This is a genomic window from Mesorhizobium erdmanii (assembly GCF_013170725.1).
Taxonomy (GTDB): Bacteria; Pseudomonadota; Alphaproteobacteria; order Rhizobiales; family Rhizobiaceae; genus Mesorhizobium; species Mesorhizobium erdmanii.
Genome location: NZ_CP033361.1, coordinates 3,267,825 through 3,286,531 on the forward strand (window position 1 = coordinate 3,267,825; position 18,707 = coordinate 3,286,531).

Annotated in this window: 16 protein-coding genes; 8 read left to right on the top strand and 8 right to left on the bottom strand. The window is 64.5% G+C overall.

Annotated elements, in window-relative coordinates; translation table 11 throughout:
* Nucleotides 1-64 precede the first annotated feature (64 nt).
* Both EB233_RS15845 and EB233_RS15850 read left to right on the top strand, forming a co-directional pair.
* Nucleotides 65-706, top strand: a complete 642-nt coding sequence (locus tag EB233_RS15845; protein ID WP_064988177.1) for a transferase hexapeptide repeat family protein — start codon at nucleotides 65-67, stop codon at nucleotides 704-706.
* 275 nt (nucleotides 707-981) lie between these two features.
* Nucleotides 982-1,407 (top strand): low affinity iron permease family protein, encoded by a 426-nt coding sequence (locus EB233_RS15850; protein ID WP_064988178.1) that lies wholly within the window; start codon nucleotides 982-984, stop codon nucleotides 1,405-1,407.
* Nucleotides 1,408-1,419: 12 nt separating this feature from the next.
* On the opposite strand, the gene EB233_RS15855 is transcribed toward EB233_RS15850, so the two are convergent.
* Complete coding sequence (locus tag EB233_RS15855) at nucleotides 1,420-2,286, bottom strand: SDR family NAD(P)-dependent oxidoreductase (protein ID WP_064988179.1); 867 nt, start codon at nucleotides 2,284-2,286, stop codon at nucleotides 1,420-1,422.
* 204 nt (nucleotides 2,287-2,490) lie between these two features.
* Between EB233_RS15855 and EB233_RS15860 the strand changes: the two genes are divergently transcribed.
* Nucleotides 2,491-2,772 carry a hypothetical protein gene (locus tag EB233_RS15860; protein ID WP_013894692.1) on the top strand — a complete coding sequence of 94 codons (282 nt, stop codon included), beginning with the start codon at nucleotides 2,491-2,493 and terminating at the stop codon, nucleotides 2,770-2,772.
* Nucleotide 2,773: 1 nt separating this feature from the next.
* On the opposite strand, the gene EB233_RS15865 is transcribed toward EB233_RS15860, so the two are convergent.
* Together EB233_RS15865 and EB233_RS15870 are read right to left on the bottom strand one after the other, a co-directional pair.
* Nucleotides 2,774-3,349 (bottom strand): TMEM175 family protein, encoded by a 576-nt coding sequence (locus tag EB233_RS15865; RefSeq protein WP_064988180.1) that lies wholly within the window; start codon nucleotides 3,347-3,349, stop codon nucleotides 2,774-2,776.
* Nucleotides 3,350-3,522: 173 nt separating this feature from the next.
* Nucleotides 3,523-4,995, bottom strand: a complete 1,473-nt coding sequence (locus EB233_RS15870) for an MATE family efflux transporter (protein WP_064988181.1) — start codon at nucleotides 4,993-4,995, stop codon at nucleotides 3,523-3,525.
* A 183-nt stretch (nucleotides 4,996-5,178) separates the two neighbouring features.
* Here EB233_RS15870 and EB233_RS15875 point away from each other — a divergent pair, with 183 nt between their 5' ends.
* Nucleotides 5,179-5,979, top strand: coding sequence for a L,D-transpeptidase (locus EB233_RS15875; protein ID WP_064988182.1), 801 nt, complete (start codon nucleotides 5,179-5,181; stop codon nucleotides 5,977-5,979).
* Between the two features lie 54 nt (nucleotides 5,980-6,033).
* On the opposite strand, the gene EB233_RS15880 is transcribed toward EB233_RS15875, so the two are convergent.
* A complete protein-coding gene (locus EB233_RS15880; RefSeq protein WP_064988183.1) occupies nucleotides 6,034-7,503 on the bottom strand; it encodes an esterase-like activity of phytase family protein in 1,470 nt (489 codons plus the stop codon).
* Nucleotides 7,504-7,808: 305 nt separating this feature from the next.
* On the opposite strand from EB233_RS15880, the gene EB233_RS15885 reads away from it, so the two are divergent.
* Nucleotides 7,809-10,220, top strand: coding sequence for a GcvT family protein (locus EB233_RS15885; RefSeq protein WP_064988787.1), 2,412 nt, complete (start codon nucleotides 7,809-7,811; stop codon nucleotides 10,218-10,220).
* Between the two features lie 12 nt (nucleotides 10,221-10,232).
* Nucleotides 10,233-11,786, top strand: a complete 1,554-nt coding sequence (locus EB233_RS15890) for a trimethylamine methyltransferase family protein (RefSeq protein ID WP_064988184.1) — start codon at nucleotides 10,233-10,235, stop codon at nucleotides 11,784-11,786.
* 44 nt (nucleotides 11,787-11,830) lie between these two features.
* Here the strand turns inward: EB233_RS15890 and EB233_RS15895 are convergent, their stop codons facing one another.
* The 4 genes from EB233_RS15895 to EB233_RS15910 all read right to left on the bottom strand — a co-directional run bounded on the left by EB233_RS15895 (nucleotide 11,831) and on the right by EB233_RS15910 (nucleotide 17,394).
* The gene (locus EB233_RS15895; RefSeq protein ID WP_064988185.1) at nucleotides 11,831-13,165 is read right to left on the bottom strand and encodes an ABC transporter ATP-binding protein; all 1,335 of its coding nucleotides are present in this window, start codon (nucleotides 13,163-13,165) and stop codon (nucleotides 11,831-11,833) included.
* A gap of 24 nt (nucleotides 13,166-13,189) precedes the next feature.
* Nucleotides 13,190-14,947 (bottom strand): ABC transporter permease, encoded by a 1,758-nt coding sequence (locus tag EB233_RS15900; RefSeq protein WP_064988186.1) that lies wholly within the window; start codon nucleotides 14,945-14,947, stop codon nucleotides 13,190-13,192.
* A 777-nt stretch (nucleotides 14,948-15,724) separates the two neighbouring features.
* Nucleotides 15,725-16,336 carry a response regulator transcription factor gene (locus EB233_RS15905; RefSeq protein WP_064988187.1) on the bottom strand — a complete coding sequence of 204 codons (612 nt, stop codon included), beginning with the start codon at nucleotides 16,334-16,336 and terminating at the stop codon, nucleotides 15,725-15,727.
* A gap of 5 nt (nucleotides 16,337-16,341) precedes the next feature.
* Nucleotides 16,342-17,394, bottom strand: coding sequence for a sensor histidine kinase (locus tag EB233_RS15910; protein WP_064988788.1), 1,053 nt, complete (start codon nucleotides 17,392-17,394; stop codon nucleotides 16,342-16,344).
* Between the two features lie 169 nt (nucleotides 17,395-17,563).
* On the opposite strand from EB233_RS15910, the gene EB233_RS15915 reads away from it, so the two are divergent.
* Nucleotides 17,564-18,319, top strand: coding sequence for a bestrophin-like domain (locus tag EB233_RS15915; RefSeq protein ID WP_064988188.1), 756 nt, complete (start codon nucleotides 17,564-17,566; stop codon nucleotides 18,317-18,319).
* 54 nt (nucleotides 18,320-18,373) lie between these two features.
* Entirely contained in the window at nucleotides 18,374-18,688 is a 315-nt protein-coding gene (locus EB233_RS15920) for a ferritin family protein (protein ID WP_064988189.1), read from the top strand.
* The last annotated feature ends 19 nt before the right edge of the window (nucleotides 18,689-18,707 follow it).

Sequence of the window (18,707 nt, forward strand, 5' to 3'; positions counted from 1 at the left end):
AACTGGCTTGGCGGACGATTGGTCCCGCTTGCGGGACCAATCGCTCGGAGGTAAAGCCGCCGGCATGGACCGTTCCGAAAATCTCGTCCTGAAAGATCCAGAGCCGCGCATCCACCCGACCGCGGAGTTGAAGGCGTGCAGGCTCGGCCGCTACGCTTCGATCGGCGAGCGGGTGGTGCTGCGCGAGGTGAGCGTCGGCGACTTCTCCTATTTCGAGCGTCATGCCGAGGCGATCTATACGAGCATCGGCAAATTCTGCTCGATCGCCGCCGACAGCCGCATCAACGCGCTGGAACATCCGATCGAAAGGCTGACCCAGCATAAGGTCAGCTATCGGCCAAACGAATATTTTCGCTGGCTGGGCGTCGATGCGGCGTTCCGCGAGCGGCGGCAGGCGAAAGCCGTGACCATCGGCCATGATGTCTGGATCGGCCATGGCGCGGTGGTCATGCCCGGCATCACCATCGGCAATGGCGCGGTCATCGGCGCCAATGCGGTGGTGACGCAGGACGTGCCATCCTACACGATCGTCGCCGGCGTGCCGGCGAAGCCGCTCAGGCCGCGCTTTGCGCCTGACACAGCGGCGCGGATCGAAGCGCTCGCCTGGTGGGACTGGCCGGTCGCTAAACTCGCCAGGGCGGTTCCCGACATCCAGGTGATGCCAATCGAGGCCTTCCTCGATCGTTGGGAAAACGACGCCGGTTAGAGCCCGCACACGCTTGCGAGGCAAGCTCCGGACTGAAACCCCTTCCGCCATGCGGGGGTGGCGCGGCGGAAGGGGCTGGAGGTAAACCGCTGTGAAGCGGAAGGAACAGGCTCTCTGCCTGCACGGCTACCATGACACTAAACCCATAAAGCGTGTTTTCCATCCCATGCGCGCGTCGCGTGTATCCAATTGCACCTGACGTATTTGTTGCCGGTGGGAACCCGAGACGGGCGACGGTTGTTTCTCATCGCGGCAGCCATTGAGGATCTCGATAGATGGAAAAGCTTTTCACCAAGGTCGCCAACTCGGTCGCCCACATAACGGGCCTGCCGCTGACCTTTGCCGGCTGCTGCCTGATTGTCATCGTCTGGGCGGTGAGCGGGCCGTTCTTCGGGTTCTCTGACACCTGGCAATTGGTGATCAACACCGGCACCACCATCATCACCTTCCTGATGGTGTTCCTCATCCAGAACACCCAGAACCGCGATGGCGCGGCGATCCAGGCCAAGCTCGATGAGCTGATCCGGGTCAGCGAGGGCCACAACCATTTCATCGGCATCGAGCACCTGACCGAATCCGAAGTCGAGGAAATCCGCGACAAGTGCGAGCGCGCGGCATTGCGCCATGACAAGAAGATCGCTGCCATGGCGGCGAAGAAGGCCGTGGCGCAGAAGCGGGCTCCGAAGAAGAGGGCGGCTTGAAGACCTGGAAAATTAGCCCTTCATGAAGGCCGCGAACGCGTCCTTGTGATCGGCGTGCCAACGCGACAAGGCAGGACGGTTCTCGATGATGTCGCCGATCGCCCAGGCCATGCGCTTTTCATCCATGGAGCGTGCCACATCATTGTCCGGGCAAAGGATATAGAAGTCGCCCCTGACCAGGGATTCCAGCATGAAATCGACGACCTGTTCGCCGGTCCAGGCGCCGGCCGGCTTTTCCGTCGCACCTTCGGTGAGGCCGGTATAGGTGAAGCCGGGGATCAAGAGATGCGCCGACAGGCGAGCGCCAGGCTCGTTTCGCAGCGCATGCGCGAGGCCTTCGGTGAATGTTTTAACGCCCGCCTTGGAGACGTTGTAGGCAAGGTTGCCAGGCGGCGTGGTGATGCCTTGCTTGGAGCCGGTGTTGACGATCAGGCCCGGCCTGGCCGACGCCAGCATCCGCGGCGCGAAGGCTTCGACGCCATGCACGACCCCCCAGAAATTGATGTCGAGCAGCCGTTTCCAGGCATCACGGTTTTCCCAGGGTTTCCCGGGGTTGTCGCCGACGCCGGCATTGTTCATCAGCAGCGAGACTTCGCCGAAGGCGCCGAATGCCCGGTCGGCGAGACGATCGACCTCATCGGCCTTCGAAACGTCCGAGGCAACGGCAAGCACGGCGTCTTCGCCGGCAATGGCCGAGACGGCCCGGAACGCATCGTCAAGGCGGGTGCCGCCAATGTCGGCGAGCACGATTTTCATGCCCATCAGCGCTAGCCGCTTGGCTGCCGCCAGGCCAATGCCGCTGGCGGCGCCGGTGATGACGGCGGCGTTGCCGGGCTTGAGCGCGGGCAGGGCGGTCTGGATTTCGGCGTCGGTAATCATGAGCAATGGGATCCTTTTCTCGATCGCGCAGACCTTAGCGCTGGAACAGGCTTGTGCAAGCCTCCGTCGGCACGTGTCCGGGTTGACCAGTCGGGCCGTGGCTGCGCATGTTGCCGGGACAAAAGAGATTTTTGCCGGGGCAAAGGAGACTTTTTCTGGGACAAAAGGAAACTTTTGCCCTGGGGGTAAAAGGAGATTTCGCGATTGACGGACTGGGTCGCAATTCTGAAGGAGCAGACCGCCACCGGCGACCAGATGGGGCGCGAGGTGCCGCAGATGCTGGCCAATCCCGACATCAGCGAAGCTCAGGTGAAGACGCTGTTCTCGGCGCTGGAAAAACAGGCCGAGTTCGTCGAGAAACTGCGCATGGCGCTGGAGAAGTTCGGCCATGATTTCTCGATCATCAAGGCGGCCGAACGGCTGGAGGAACGCTATGCCGACCTTGCCGCGTCGGTGGCGGAAAAGCTGAAAGCGATGCGTAGATGAACTACTTCTCCAGGACGCGCGAAAAACGCGTGTCGGGCACCAGCCACACCAGGGCGACGGCGACATAGAGCGCCACACCGATCCACCGGTCGAGGAAGGTCAGCGGAACGGCCGCAATGTAGACGGCAAGCGAAATCCTTCCCTTGCGGTCATTGCCAACTGCCTTGGCAAAGGCGGTATCTTGTCCATGCAACTGGTGCAGAGCCAGGACCAGGATGGTGTAAGCGGTCGCACACATTGCGAGGACGAAACCGTAGACGGCGACCGGAACCGTGGCGAAATGGTTCTCGCCCATGAAAGCGGTCGTCACCGGCATCAGCGACAGCCAGAACAAGAGATGCAGGTTCGCCCAAAGCACCCGGCCGTCGACGCGCTGCACGGTGTGGAACATGTTGTGCAGGTTGTTCCAGTAGATGCCGACATTGATGAACGACAGCACGTAGCACAGGAAGATCGGCCACTGCGGCAGCAGTGTCGAAAAATCCTCACCCTCCGGCACTTTCAGGTCCAGCACCATGATGGTGATGATGATGGCCACCACGCCATCGGTGAATGCCTCGACCCTGCCTTTGCCCATGGAACCTCCCGCCGTTAGCGCGGTTCAGCGTTTGATTGAATCGCTGAACTGCTCTAACTCTTTGTTTTTACGCAATTCCGAACGGAAAACCGTTGCACACTTTTCCTGGAATTGCTCTAGGCTGCCAATCTAGATGAGCCGAACGGAGTCGGGAAAGGCCTGAATGTCGGTTCTCAACCGTTCGGCGTTTCAGGAGCCATGTTGGCGCGCCCACGCGGCACGCCGAGGCCGGTATCCGGCGGTTCGCCGGCGGCCGGCCTGTTCTCGATCATGTGCAAGCTGCGCCAGCCGCCGAAGCGGTAGTAGGCCGCGGCCAGAACCAGCGAGGTGATCGAGCCGGCCGGAAAACTCCACCACAGCGCTTCCTCGCCGATGACGCCGCGCATGAAGTAGGCAAAGCCGGTGCGCACGATCAGCACCGAAATCACCAGGATGACCAGTGGCGGCATGACGGCTCCGGTGGCGCGCACCGTGGCGAACAGCACGATGGTGATGCCGAACAGGATGAATGACCAGGACGCGGCCGTGTTGATGTGGGCGGCGACGTCGATCGCCGCGCTGTCGCTGCTCAGGAACAGGCTGAGGATCGAACGGTCGAAGAGCCACAGCAGCGCGACCAGGGCGCCGGTCAGGACGAGGTTGAAGCCGACGCCGGAGGCGGCGATGCGGCCGATCCGGTCCCAGCGGCCGGCGCCGACATTCTGTGCCGCCATGGAGGAGACCGCGGCACCGATGGCGAGCGCCGGCATCTGGATGTAGGTCCACAACTGCGCGGCGATGCCGTAGGCGGCGGCGACCTGGGAACCGTAGGAATTGACGATGCCCATCACCGTCAGTGCCGCCACCGAGATGACGATCATCTGCAGCCCCATCGGCACGCCTTTGAAGACGACGATGCGCAGCAGCGCCGGGTCGGGGCGTAGCAGCGCGAGGTTGGCGCCCGCCAGCCGCAAGGGATGCTTGCGCGCATAAAGCACGATGAGGATGGCGATGACGCTCACCGTCTGGCCAATCAGCGTCGAGGTGGCGGAGCCGGCGATACCGAGTTCCGGGAAGGGGCCGATGCCGCGGATGAGCAGCGGGTTGAGCACGATATCGAGGACGACCGCCAACGCCATGAAGATGAAGGGCGTGCGTGAATCGCCGGCACCGCGCAGCACGGTCATGACGAAGGACAGGAGGTTCATCATCGGCACGGCGACGAAGATGATGCGCAGGTAGGAGCGCGCCAGCGGCAAGGCGTCCGCTGGCGTACCAAGGGAGTTGAGGATGGCGTCGACCCAGATCCAGCCGCAGACGGCAAACACCACCGAGACGAGGAAGAAGAAGGTGGCGCTGGTGCCGACGATTTGACGCGCCTCGGGCAGGTCGCGGGCGCCGACCGACTGCGCTACCAGGATGGTCGCCGCCATGCCGATGCCGAATACCGTGCCCAGGATCAGGAACAGTACTAAGTTGGCGTTGGAAGTGGCGGTCAACGCCGATTCACCTAGGAAACGGCCGACCCAGACGGCATTGATCGAGCCGTTGAGTGACTGCAGCACGTTGGAGCCCAGCACAGGCAAGGCAAACATAAGCAGCGTGCGCGGGATCGGGCCGCTGGTCAGGTCGCCGGTACGCCGGCGCGCCGGCATTTTCTCGTCCATGGCTTGCTACTCGGTAAAGCTTCTCTGCGGCCCGCCGCCGATGATCGCCGATTCAAGCGGAGAGGTCCATGCCGCGCCGCTTCAGTCCCGGCATCCTTGATCCCGGCATGTTCTCAAAGCATCAGGAATGGGATATTGATCCTCCCCGCGCGGGACCGCGTTTCTATTAGAGCCGGGGGGTTCATGTCCGATATCTCGCAGTTTTCCGAGCGCCTGAGCCGGCGTGCGTTTCTTGGCGCTTCCGCTTTGGGTGCCACTTCGCTGGCTCTTTCCGCCTGCACCACGACCGAAGTGGCACCGCCGACAGTGGCGCCGGCGCCACCGTCGGGCCCGAGCGAGCCCGCTCTCGGCGATGCCGCCAGCATGTACACCGCGCGCACCGATGAGGGCTTTCAGCTGCCGGCCATCCCGGTCGCCAAGCTCGATCCGAAGTTCGTGCGCCAGATCGTGGCCGATCCGACCGGAGAGAAACCCGGCACGATCGTCGTCGATGTCTCCGAGCACTTCCTCTATCTGGTGCGCGACGGCGGCAAGGCCATCCGTTATGGCGTCAGCCTCGGCAAGGCCGGGTTCGGATGGACCGGCAACGCCGTGGTCCAGGCGCGCAAGAAGTGGCCGGTGTGGACGCCGCCGCCGGAAATGATCCAGCGCCGGCCGGAACTGGCGAAATACAAGGACGGCATGCCGCCCGGCCCGCAGAGCCCGCTCGGTGCCCGCGCGCTCTATCTGTTCCGCGACGGCAAGGACACGATGTACCGGCTGCACGGCACGCCGGAGTGGGATTCCATCGGCAAGAACGCATCGTCGGGCTGCGTGCGCTTCATGAACCAGGACATCATCGACCTCTACAGCCGGGTCAACGGCCCCGCCCAGGTCTACGTGCGTCCCAACCTGTCGGCTGCCGGCAAGATCATGGCCGTGTCGAGCAGGACCGCCGAGCCGATCGATGCGGGCGTGCCGAAGGATGCGGAATTCTTGAAGTAGCCTTCACGGCCTCTCCAGGCGGACACGTCATGCGCGTCCGCCTGGAAGTGGCGACTACTTCTTGGCGAGGCCGGGCAGCGTGACCTGGTAGACCAGGAACATGGTGTCGACATTGGCGCCGTCGTCGGCCTTGTAGGGCGCGCCGACCTGGAAGCCGTCCTGGGCGAGAAAGTCGTTGTCATTGGCGACGAACAGGAAGTAGTCGTCGGGCAGATTCGGGTCCAGGACACTGGCCAGCGACATCGCCTCCCACTTCTCGGAGAGATTGTTGTGGTCGTTCGGCGCGCCATTGTGCAGGCCGAAGCGATTGAGTTGCGCATTGTCGTTGATGTCGATGAACGGCGTCAGCCTGGCCGGCGTCACCGACGGATCGAGCACGCCCTTGGGAGCGACCGGCTTGTTGGCGGCATCAAAGGCGCCGCCGGCGATGTCGGTCGCGGTTGAAACGTCGACGACGAAGATCTGGCGCAGCAGCGATGTGTCGCCCTTCAGGCCCTGGCCGTTGCCGCTGTCGCGCGCCAGCATCAGGAAGGACGTGTCCGACAGCGCCACGATCTCGCTTTGCGCGGCGATCTTGGTCTTGCCCTTGGCATCCTTGAACACCGGCAGCGGCACGACATATTCATGCGCCAGCTTGAGATGGGCGAGGTCGGAGGCGTCATAGACCAGGGCCCTGGTGTTCTGCCGCGTCGCAGGGGAATCGCCGCCGTCCTGCCTCGTCGCCGACTGCAGCACGGCGATCAGGAATTTGCCATCCGGCGTCATCGCCATGCCTTCCAGGCCCTGGTTGTTCTGGCGGCCGGTATCGGGATCCTTCGGATCGGGCTCTGACGCACCCGGACCAGGATTGTCGGAGGAGAAGTTCGGCGCGCCCTTGCGCATCGGCACCAGGGCCGCCGGCGGCTGGGTCGCCGACAGCAGTCGGCCTTGCGCCGAGAACCGGTAGATGTTGGGGCCGTATTCATCTGAAATGAACATCGAGCCGTCGGGCAGCCGCACGATCGCCTCGTCGTCGAGGGCGAGCTTGCCGTTGGTGGCGACGGGCAGCATCGGCATGTCGCCGGCGGCGGCGCGCACATCCGACAGGGGATCGAGGCCGGTGGTGTCGGCGCCCTTGTCGTCGGTGAGCAGCATGGTGTCGGCAAGCGTCGCCTTGACTTCGGTCTGCTCCTGGCCGACCGCGCCTGGTGCCGCCGGGGTGAATTCGATGCCTATGGTGTTGACGCGCGCCCGGTAATCGGTGGTGCCGGCGACATTGTAGCCGCGATCCGGGAGCAGCCAGAGCGAACCCTTGTAGGTGCCGGCATCATGCGTCCAACTGGCGGTATCGATCGCCATGCCGGAGCCTGAACCGAACGTCTCGCCGAACTTGTCGCGCTGGGCGGCCGGGATCCGGCCGACGCCGACCAGGCCTTTGTTGACGAGGCCGCCGACGGTCGCGGCGCCGTCGGCCAGCGCCGGTGTCAAGGCTGTGAACACGGCCAGCGCGACGCCGAGCGACGCGGTTCGGTACAGGTGTTTCATGGATAATCCTCTTTGTGACGGATGTGCCGGAGCGGCCGAAAGACGAAAAAGCTGAAAGGAGGCGGCACATCGATGACGCCGCGCGCCCCCCAAAGCGGTCTACGGCGCGAACATGATGCTTGCGTGACAAGTGCGGGATGGATGGCTGCTGGCCTGTTTCGCGCGCCGACAAGGACATGCGCTCGGGCGAAGGAATTGATGGTCTGTCAAGTCCCAGGTCGACAAGGCATCGTGCATTCGCAGAGTACTAGACACTTATGTCCAGTGTGTATAAGGTGCCGCTTCAGGCAGACCGGGAGGGAACCTTGAAGCCGCATTATCGCGCAGTGGTTATCGGGGGTGGGGTGGTCGGCGCCTCGGTGCTCTACCATCTGACGCGGTTCGGCTGGTCCGATGTGGCGCTGATCGAGCGCGCCGAATTGACCGCCGGTTCGACCTGGCATGCGGCGGCCGGCTTCCATGCGCTCAACGCCGATCCCAACGTAGCGGCGCTGCAGGACTACACCATCAACCTCTACCGCGAGATCGAGGCCGAATCCGGCCAGAATATCGGCCTGCACATGACCGGCGGCGTCAACATCGCCAGCGATCCCCAGCGCTGGGAATGGCTGAAATCGGCCTGGGCGGTGTTCCAGTCGGTCGGCATCGAGACGGCGCGCCTAGTGACCCCGGCAGAGATCAAGGCGATCTGCCCGATTGTCGATGTCACCGGCGTGCTCGGCGGCCTGCATGATGCCAACGAAGGCCATCTCGATCCCTACGGCACCACGCACGCCTATGCCGGCGCCGCGAAGAAGCGTGGGGCTGAAATCATCCTGCGCAATCGTGTGGTCGAGTTGAAGTCCCGCGCCGACGGCCATTGGGACGTCGTCACCGAGCAAGGCACCATCGTCGCCGAGCATGTCGTCAACGCCGGCGGGTTGTGGGCGAAGCAGCTTGGCCGCATGGCCGGCATCGATCTGCCGGTAACGCCGATGGAGCACCATTATTTCATCACCGAGGACATTCCGGAGATCGCCGCACTCGACCGGGAGATCGGCATCGCCGTCGATCTCGACGGCTTTTCCTACCTGCGCCAGGAGCGCAAGGGCGTGCTGCTCGGCGTCTACGAGCAGAACCCGAAGCACTGGAACATGGATGGTGCGCCATGGGACTACGGCATAGAGCTGATCCCGGAAGACATCGACCGCATCAGTCCCGAACTCGCCAAGGCGCATGAGCGCTTTCCCTGCCTGGCGAGTGCCGGCATCCGCAAATGGGTCAACGGCGCCTTCACCTTTACCCCTGACGGCAACCCGATCGTCGGGCCGGTGCGTGGCGTGAAGAACTACTGGGTCGCCTGCGGCGTCATGGCCGGCTTCAGCCAGGGCGGTGGCGTGGGCAAATCGCTGGCCGAATGGATGATATACGGCGAGCCGCAGGCCGACATTTTCGGCATGGACATCGCCCGCTATGGCGCCTTCGCCGCCAACCGTGAGTATTTGAGGCAAACGACGCGACAATTCTATTCGCGCCGTTTCGTCATGACATTTCCCAATGAGCGGCTGCCGGCGGGCAGGCCCTTGAAACGCCCCGGCGCCTATGACGGCATGAGTGCCGCGGGTTGCGAATGGATGGCGTCGTGGGGGCTGGAAATCCCGGCCTATTTCGCGCCGATGGGTTTTCGCGAGAACACCACGCTCAAGCGTTCCAATGCCTTCGACATCGTCGGCGACGAGGCGCTGCAGGTCCGGCGGGCCGCCGGCCTCGTCGATATCTCGGCCTATTCACGCTATGCGGTGTCCGGGCCCGGCGCCGAGGCATGGCTCAACCGGCTGCTTGCCTGCAAGCTGCCGAAGGCAGGGCAGGCGCGGCTGGCGCCGATGCTGGGGCCTGACGGGCGGCTGAAGGGCGACCTCACCGCGATCAACTGGGGCGGTGGCGACCATTGGCTGATGGGCTCCTACTATCTCAGGGAATTCCACATGCGCTGGTTCGAAAGCCACGCGGCGGAAGGCGTCACGGTCGCCGACGTTTCCGACACGACGGGCGGCTTCCTGCTGACCGGGCCGAACGCGCGCAGGATCCTGGAGCGCACGACGCATCAGGACGTGTCCGCCGCGGCACTGCCATTCATGGCCTGCGGCGGGTTCGACATCGGCATGGTGCCAGCGCGAGTTGCCCGGGTCTCCATCGCCGGCGAGCTCGGCTTCGAGATCAGCTGCCCGGCAACCATGCATGCCGCACTGCGCGATACACTGCTTGCCGCCGGCGAGGATCTCGGCCTGGCCGAGATCGGCTATTACGCGCTCAATGCGCTCAGGCTGGAGAAGAGCTTTGGCATCTGGTCGCGCGAATTCACCCAGGGTTATACGCCGGGCCAGACCGGCCTCGACCGTTTCATCGCATTCGACAAGGGCGATTTCGTCGGCCGCGAAGCAGCGTTCAGGGAACGCCAGGCAGGCGTCTCGCAAAGGATCGTGACGCTCGAGATCGACGCCATCGATGCCGACGCGAGCGGCTTCGAGCCGGTTTGGCACGAGGGCAGGCGCGTCGGCTTCGTCACCTCGGGCGGCTTTGGCTACACGATCGGCAAGAGCGTCGCGCTGGCGTTGGTGGACGACGATTTTGCCGAGGAGGGGACGGCGCTTTCGGTGCACATTGTCGGCGTCGAACGGCCGGCGCGGGTCATCGCGGCCTCGCCCTACGATCCCTCGGGCGAGGCGATGCGGCAATGAGGAGGATTTTCGATGGTCGATGACGCGGCACGAGACTCGAGGCGCGAACGCCGGCGTGGGCGCACGGGCGAGGCTGGCAGCGAAAGCAGCCGCCGGCCCAATTACCGCTCGCTGAAGAACCCGTTCCTGCCGCAGCCGGTCTTTTCGGACGACCAGGTCGCGGCGATCCACGACACGGCGCTGCGCGTGCTGGAGGAACTCGGCATCAAGGTGCTGCTGCCGCAGGCGCGGGAGATCTTCGCCCGAGCCGGCGCGCTGGTCGACGAGGACAGCCAGATGGTGCGCATCGGCCGCGACATCGTCGTCGCGGCATTGGCCTCGGCGCCAAAATCAATTCCAGCGCTGGCGGGCGACCGCAGCCGCGATCTGACGCTTGAACTCGGCTCGATGACCTTCCTCGCCGGCGCCGGGGCGCCCAACGTCACCGATCTCGAACGCGGCCGGCGGCCGGGAACGCTCGCCGCCTTCGAGGAGCTCACCAAGCTCATCCAGCATTTCGACGTGCTGCACATGCTTTGCCCCGCCATCGAGCCACAGGATGTCGATAACCGGTTGCGCCACTATGCCGTCAACCGCGCGCAACTGACGCTGTCCGACAAGTTTCCGTTCGTGTTCGCGCGCGGCACGCCGCAGGTCGAGGATGGGTTCGAGATGATCCGGCTGGCACGCCGGCTGTCGGAGGATGAATTCCGCGCCGGCGCCCATTGCTACACCATCATCAACACCAATTCGCCGCGCCAGCTCGACATACCGATGGCGCAAGGCATCATCGACTTCGCCCGCGCGGGACAGATCCTGGTCATCACGCCGTTCTGCCTAGCCGGGGCCATGGCGCCGATCACTGTCGCCGGCGCGCTGACGCTGCAGCATGCCGAGGCGCTGGCCGGTCTGGCGCTGGCGCAGATCGTGCGCCCGGGCACACCGGTGCTCTACGGCTCCTTCTCCTCCAATGTCGATATGAAGTCGGGAGCGCCGGCCTTCGGCACGCCCGAGCATGTCAAGGCAACGCTGGGGGCCGGCCAGCTGGCGCGCTTCATCGGCCTTCCCTGGCGTTCGGGCGCCGGCAGTGCCGCCAACATTTCTGACGTCCAGGCAGCCCATGAGTCGCAGTTCGCGCTTTGGGGTTCGGTGTTGGCCGGCGCGACGATGTGCATCCACGCCGCCGGCTGGCTGGAAGGTGGCTTGAGCGTCTCCTATGAAAAGCTGATCACCGACATCGAGGCGGTGCAGACGCTTGCGGAATTGTGCGCCGCGACGCCGGGTGACGAGGATTCGATCGGCTTCGAGGCGATCGCGGAGGTGCAGCCTGGCGGGCATTTCTTCTCCGCCGGCCACACGATGGCGCGCTACCGCACCGCCTTCTACGAGCCGCTGGTCGCCGACTGGTCGAATTTCGGCAACTGGACGCAAAGCGGATCGAAGACCGCGACCGAACGTGCCACGGGTATCTGGAAGCGGGTCCTGGCCGATTTCGAGCCGCCGGCGTCGGCTGCCGGGACATCAGGCGTGCTCGACGAATTCATCGCGCGGCGCACCGAAGAGGGTGGCGCCGCGCCGATATCGTGACGAGGTCGGTCAAGGCGGACTGACTCGTCGGCCGGACAAACCCGCTATGTCGGGTTATCGAGCGTGAAGAGATCGCTCTCCTCGTCATAGGCGAAATACTCGGCGTAGCGGGCCCAACTGATGACGGCCCGCACCGTCTGGTCGGCATAGTCCTCGGACATGTGGTCCTCCAGCTCGTCGCGAAAGCGGCGGGCCGGCGCCTTGTGATTGGCGCGCTCATCCAGCACATGGCGGATATGGCCGGCCAGCGGCACATAAGTTGCCAGCTGCTGTGCGAACAATTGCTTGCGCGTATCGACCTCGCTCTCGGCGAAGCGTCTTCCCGCTGGGGTCAGCTGGATGTCGCCTTCGGCCAGTTCGGCAAAGCGCAGCAATTGTAGCGTCTCGGCGATCGGGAACAGATCGTCAATCTCGAGTTGCAGGCTGGCCGCCAGCGGCGGCAGGTCGGCATGGCCGTTGTAAGGCGGGGCGGCGACGGCCTCGATCAGGCCGGCCAGCAGATTGGTCGAGACGCGCGGCAGCACCATGGCGATGCCCGAACCAGGGAAGACCCCGTCGCGGGCAGGAGCGCCGGTTTCCTTCCTGGCGGTCATGCGGGCGTAGATGTCCTCGACCAAGGCGCGGAAGGCCGGGTCCAGTCGATTGCGCGGCTGCGGCAGATCGATCTTGAGCTCGGCGACGACGCGGCCCGGGTTGGACGAAAAGATCAGCACGCGATCGCACATTAACACCGCTTCCTCGATGTTGTGCGTCACCATCAGGATCGATTCGATCGGCATGCGGCCTTCCGACCAGAGGTCGAGCAGGTCGGTGCGCAGCGTCTCGGCCGTCAGCACGTCGAGCGCCGAGAACGGCTCGTCCATCAACAGCACCTTCGGGTGCACGACCAACGCGCGGGCGAGGCCGACACGCTGGCGCATGCCGCCGGACAGTTCCTTGGGATAGGCGTTCTCAAAGCCGTCAAGGCCGATCAGGTCGATGGCCGACAGCGCCCGTCTGCGGCGCTCGGCGGGCGAGACGCCCTGTGCCTCAAGCCCGAGTTCGACGTTCTGCAGCACGGTCAGCCAGGGAAACAGCGCGAAACTCTGAAAGACCATGGCGATGCCGTCCGGCGTGCCGGACACGGCCTTGCCCTCGAAGGTGATGGCACCTTCGCTCGGCCGGATCAGGCCGGCGATGGAGCGCAGCAAAGTGGACTTGCCGGATCCCGAGCGGCCGAGCAGGCCGACGATCTCGCCGGAGACGAGCGTCAGCCCGACCTGGTCGAGGACGACGAGCTTGCCGGCGCTGCCCTTGTCATAGGTCTGGCAGACGCCGTGGACTTCGACGAGCGGGAGGGTCTTCGTGATTACGGCTTGGGTGATGAGAGCTTGGTTCATGATCGGTCTCCTGATGGATGGGGGTCAGTCGAGCCGCATGCGGCGTTCGGCAAAGACGTAGAGGGGGCGCCAAAGGGTGCGGTTGAACAAAGTGACGAACAGCGACATCACTGCGATGCCGAGGATGACGCGCGGGAAATCGCCGGCTTCGGTTGCCTTGGCGATGTAGGAGCCGAGGCCGAAGGCTTCGAGCCTGGTGTTGCCCCAGCTTGCCAGTTCGGCGACGATGGAGGCGTTCCACGAGCCGCCGGAGGCGGTCAGCGCGCCGGTGATATAGTAGGGGAAGATCCCCGGCAGCATGACGTTCTTCCACCACGACCAAGACCGTATCTTGAAGACCCTGGCCGCCTCCTTGAGATCGGAAGGGAAGGCGCTGGCGCCGGCGATGACGTTGAACAGGATGTACCATTGCGTGCCCAGCACCATCAGCGGCGACAGCCAGATGCTCGGGCTGGCGCCGGTGGCGACGATGGCGATCACCGCGAACGGAAACAGCACGTTGGCGGGGAAGGCGGCGAGGAACTGCGCCAGCGGCTGAACGCGCTCCGCGACAGCGGGCCGCAGGCCGATCCAGACGCCGATCGGCACCCAGATCACGCTGGCCACGGCGATCAGCACGACGACGCGCAGCAAGGTGAGAAGGCCGCCTTCGAACGCTTCGACGACGTCGTTCCAGCCAAGGGTTTGGCGCAGATACAGGACCGTCTCGACAGCGCTCCACAGGGCGATAAGCAGCACCAGGCCCAGCCAAACGATGTCGAGCGCCCGCGACAACCGGCGCGACGCGTTGGTGGAGGCTGCCGGCATGGCCCGCTTGGCCAGGCGAAACAGCATGGCGCGCTGCCAGAGCCAGGCGATCGGCAGCCCCACGGTGTGCAGCAGCCGGGCGCGGCGCAAGATGTCGTAGACCCAGGAGCGGGGCTTTTCCTGTCCGGCGGTCTGTTCGAAGCGGAACTTGTCGGCCCAGGCGACAACGGGGCGAAACAGCAGCTGGTCGTAGAGCAGGATGAGCATGCCCATCGCCAGCACGGCCCAGGCGACGGCCCTGAAATCCTGCTTGTCGATGGCCAGCGCCAGCCAGGAGCCGATGCCGGGCAGCTGCGCCGTGGTATTGCCGACGGTGATGGCTTCCGAAGCGACAACGAAGAACCAGCCGCCGGACATCGACATCATCGTATTCCATACCAGGCCTGGTGCCGCGAACGGGGCCTCCAGCCGCCAGAACCTTTGCCAGGCCGTGAGCCCGAAGCCACGGCTGACCTCGTCGAGGTCGCCCGGAATGGTGCGCAGCGACTGGTAGAACGAGAACGCCATGTTCCAGGCCTGGCTGGTGAAAATGGCGAAGATCGCCGCGCATTCGGCGCCGAGCTGGCTGCCGGGAAACAGGCCCATGAAGAAGGTCACGGTGAAGGTCAGGAAACCCAGCACCGGCACCGATTGCAGGATGTCGAGCGCCGGAATGATCACCATCTCGGCGCGGCGACTCTTTGCGGCGAGCGTCGCCACCGTGAAGGTGAAGATCAGCGAGAAGATGATGGCCGCGAACATGCGCAGCGTCGTGCGCAGCGCGTATTCCGGCAGTTTGGCGAGGTCGAGCGTCACCGGCGAGGTGGTGAGCAAGGTGCTCGGTGCGTGCATGCCGGCGGCGCCATGCGCCAAAAGCACCAGCAACGCCACCAGCAGGGCAAAGGCGATGGTGTCGTAGATGTTGGGGGCGATGCGTCCGCGCGCGAGGGCGGCTGCCTCGCCGAGGGAATTGCGGTTGTGGGGCAGGAAGATCATGGCGGGCCTCCGGAAGATGGGCCGTTTTCGGAATGGCTTGGGAGATTGCGGACATGCGAAAGGGAGCGGCCGGGAGGCGGTCGCGCCGGACGCCAAGGCTCGGCTGTCAATGCGGAGATTTTCGCGGAGTCTTGTGCCGCGTCGAAGAGGGACTCAGGCAGCGCGCCGTGGGAGGGCCGATCGACGACTGACGCCCTCTTCGGAAACGGGCTGCCGTTCCTGCATCCAGCGGCATTCCAGGCGGCCGCTCACCAAGCCGTGGCGCCAGACGCAGACGAGCCGGGTCGGCGGCGTGGTGAAACCGGCCTTCCCCGCCAGGCCACGCGTCGTTGCGACGGACGGCCGTGTGGTTGACGCTAGGCGCCTGACAGCGCGCGTGCGGAAAGGAATGATTTTGGTGTTCATGGCTCACCTCTTGCGGTCCGGCGGGACGGCAAGGCGAGCCGCAGGCGGGTTATGCCCTGCCGAGGCCCGACCGGCGCCACATGCCGGAAACGATAGTTGTTGACGGGGCCAGTGTCCGGACCGTGCCTGGGGCCGTATCCGGACAGCGACTAGGGTAGCTGTCCATAACCTGTTCGATCTCGAGTTGATGCTTCGATCAGCCGAAGCCACGCCGCCTTACGCCCGCCGCTCACGTCGTGTCAACGCGGCCGCGGGAATCTTAAGTATATGGCCTGATACCCACGCATACCGCCAACGTATGGCCGTCCGGATCAGCCGGTTAGGGGTGCACGGGCAATGCCTTGAAGAGCAGGCATTGCCGGCTTTCGCCGGCTACGACTCCAGCCGGCCAAACATCTTGATCAACTCGGCGAGCGAGCCGGCCTGCATCTTGCGCATGGCTCGCGCCCGGCGGACCTTGACGGTGATCTCGCTGACGCCGAGCTCGCCGGCGATCTGCTTGTTGAGGCGTCCCTGCACGACCAGCGCCACGACGCCGCGTTCGCCTTCGCTCAGCGTCGCCTGGCGTTCGCGCAAGGTGTCGAGTTCCGCCGACCGCGCCCGCTGCTGCCGGTCCTTGTCCAGGGCGGCCGTGATGGCATCGAGCAGGTCCTGTTCGCGAAACGGCTTTGGCAGGAAATCGACGGCTCCGGCCTTCATCGCCTGCACCGACATGGCGATGTCGCCATGGCCGGTCATGACGATGACCGGCAGCGACGTCTCGGAATGAGCGAGCTCCTTGTGGAAATCCATGCCGCTCTTGCCCGGCAGGCGCACGTCCAGCACCAGGCAAGAGGGGATGTCGGGCCTGGGCGCGCCGAGGAATTCGGCGACCGAGCCGAAGCAACGCACCGCCAGCCCGACCGAGCGCAGCAGGCTGTCGAGCGCCTCGCGCATGGCGGGATCGTCGTCGATGACGAAAACGATCTGATCTGGCTCATTCATTGGCTTCACCGGTCTGGTTGGCGCAGGCCTGTCCTGCCGGACGGCAGCGAGAAGCGGAAGATGGCGCCGTGCGGCACCGTCGGCTCCGCCCAGATGCGTCCGCCATGGCTCTCGACGATCGAGCGGCTGATGGCAAGCCCCATGCCCATACCGTCCGGCCTGGTGGTGTAGAAGGCGTCGAAGACATGGTCGAGCTGGACGCCCTTCAATCCACGGCCGGAATCGCGGACAGCAATGACAACCTCGCCTGGTTTGCCGAGGCTGGTCTGCACTGTCACGTCGCGCACACGCTCATCCTTCACCGCTTCCAGGGCATTGAGGATCAGGTTGAGAATGACCTGCTGGACCTGCACCGGGTCGACCTGGATCCGGGGAAGGTCCCTGGCCAGTTCGGTCCGCAAGGCGGCGTGATTGCGGCCGGCCTCGTTCTGGACCAGCGGCAACGTCTCGACGATCGTCTGGTTGACGTCGAGCCAGACTGCCTTGCCGGCGACTTTCCTGGTGAGGCCGCGCAGCCGCTTGATCAGTTCGCTGGCGCGCTCGGCATCCCTGACGATGCGCTCGGCCGCCTTGCCGGCCTCATCGCGATTGCCGCCCGCCAGCCAGCGTTGGGCGGCATTGCCGTTCAGCACGATCGCCGCCAGCGGCTGGTTGAGCTCGTGGGCGATCGAGGCGGTCAATTCGCCCAGCATGGTCACCCGCGTGATGTGAGCGAGCTGCGCCTGTGCCTCGCGCGCGGTCGCCTCGGCTGTGGCGGTGCGCAGCGCCAGATAGGCGGTGACGGCGATTGCCACCAGGCTGATGGCGCAGTTGATCACGCCCGCCGGCACGGAACCCGCCCGCGTGAGGAAAAAACTCAGCACGGTGAGCGCCATGCAGGCCGCCGCTACCATTGCCACGCCGCGGCGGTCGAGATAGCGAACCGCGATCAGGACTATGGCGACATAGAAGACCGCGACGGCGATCTCGAGATTGGTGATCGTGTCGGCAAGGAAGATCGCCGCCGCCAGCAGCACGAGCAGCGCCGGCAGCAGCGGCCGGCGCCAGAGGAGGGGCATGGATGATCTTGGGAACAAGCGACCCTCGCTGATGGCCAGAACGGGAAGGACATTACCGCGCCGTTTTTTGAGGCGGCAAGGCGCATAGCCGCCGGCATGACCGAACTTTCGCCGCCCGCAGGTAGTCTTGCCATTGGCAATCGGCGCATGGCGTGCAGAGATGAGCCTCATGCGTGAAGCCTTGATCGCAATGGTGATCTTCCTGTGCCTGGCGTCATCGGCGTTCGCCAGCATGACGATCTGGCCGAGATTGCCTGCCAAACATCGTGATGACGACACGAACACCGTGGTCCGGCTCACCGCCAATTTGTTCGCGGTCATGACCTCGCTGATACTCGGCCTGATGATCAACTCGGCCAAGAATACCTTCGAATCGATCGATCACAATTTGCATGCCTATGCGACGGAGCTGATCCTGCTCGACCGGGCCTTGCGCCAGTATGGTCCGGAAACCGACGCAGTGCGACAACCTCTGGTCGCCTATATGGAGAGAGTGGTGGCGACCTCGTCACAAACCACCGAGACGACCATCGTCGCCAACCAGCTGTCCGAACGTCTGCTGACGGAAATTGGCTTGCGGCTCAACGGGCTGACCGCCCCCAATGCCGTCCATGGTTTTCTTCTGCAGGATGGACGCCAGCGTCTGCAGAAGGTGCTGGAACTGCGCTGGATCCTGGTCGAGCAGTCGGAGGGGGCGATCCCTTGGCCGCTGATTGCGATGCTGGTCGCGTGGCTGGCGCTGATCTTTGCCAGTTTCGGATTCAGGGCACCCAGGAATGCCATCACCGCCACAACCCTGCTGGTGTCGGCCGCGCTGATTGCCGGGGCGATCTATCTGATCCTGGACATGGACGTGCCGTTCTCTGGTCCGATCCAGATTTCCCAGTTGCCGCTGCAGCGGGCGCTCGTGGAATTGCAGCGATGACGAGGAACCGGCCACATCCCAAAGCATTCATGGGAATCAACCACGGAGGACGACATGGGTTTCGACCAGTATCACGAACCGCCTGAGGAACTGTCGCAGAAGGTGCGGACCTTTGCCCGCATGATCACCTCGCTGATCGAGGAGGCGGAAGCGATCGGCTGGTACGAACAGCGCATCTCGGTGGAAAAGGATCCTCAGGCCCGCGCGATCATGAAGAATGCGCAGAGCGAGGAGTTCAAGCATTTCGGCATGGATCTTGAATTCCTGCTGCGCCAGAAGAAGGATTGGCGGGCGGAACTGAAGGAGATCCTGTTCACGACGGGCGACATCGTCAAGGCCGGCGAGCGGGGCGAGAAGAAGGTGGATTGATCGGCTCACGCCGGCCCCA

Coding starts and splice junctions, on each gene's coding strand:
- EB233_RS15845 (WP_064988177.1), top strand. CDS start 65: ATGGACCGTTCCGAAAATCTCGTCCTGAAAGATCCAGAGCCGCGCATC.
- EB233_RS15850 (WP_064988178.1), top strand. CDS start 982: ATGGAAAAGCTTTTCACCAAGGTCGCCAACTCGGTCGCCCACATAACG.
- EB233_RS15855 (WP_064988179.1), bottom strand. CDS start 2,286: ATGATTACCGACGCCGAAATCCAGACCGCCCTGCCCGCGCTCAAGCCC.
- EB233_RS15865 (WP_064988180.1), bottom strand. CDS start 3,349: ATGGGCAAAGGCAGGGTCGAGGCATTCACCGATGGCGTGGTGGCCATC.
- EB233_RS15870 (WP_064988181.1), bottom strand. CDS start 4,995: ATGGACGAGAAAATGCCGGCGCGCCGGCGTACCGGCGACCTGACCAGC.
- EB233_RS15875 (WP_064988182.1), top strand. CDS start 5,179: ATGTCCGATATCTCGCAGTTTTCCGAGCGCCTGAGCCGGCGTGCGTTT.
- EB233_RS15880 (WP_064988183.1), bottom strand. CDS start 7,503: ATGAAACACCTGTACCGAACCGCGTCGCTCGGCGTCGCGCTGGCCGTG.
- EB233_RS15890 (WP_064988184.1), top strand. CDS start 10,233: ATGGTCGATGACGCGGCACGAGACTCGAGGCGCGAACGCCGGCGTGGG.
- EB233_RS15895 (WP_064988185.1), bottom strand. CDS start 13,165: ATGAACCAAGCTCTCATCACCCAAGCCGTAATCACGAAGACCCTCCCG.
- EB233_RS15900 (WP_064988186.1), bottom strand. CDS start 14,947: ATGATCTTCCTGCCCCACAACCGCAATTCCCTCGGCGAGGCAGCCGCC.
- EB233_RS15905 (WP_064988187.1), bottom strand. CDS start 16,336: ATGAATGAGCCAGATCAGATCGTTTTCGTCATCGACGACGATCCCGCC.
- EB233_RS15910 (WP_064988788.1), bottom strand. CDS start 17,394: ATGCCCCTCCTCTGGCGCCGGCCGCTGCTGCCGGCGCTGCTCGTGCTG.
- EB233_RS15915 (WP_064988188.1), top strand. CDS start 17,564: ATGCGTGAAGCCTTGATCGCAATGGTGATCTTCCTGTGCCTGGCGTCA.
- EB233_RS15920 (WP_064988189.1), top strand. CDS start 18,374: ATGGGTTTCGACCAGTATCACGAACCGCCTGAGGAACTGTCGCAGAAG.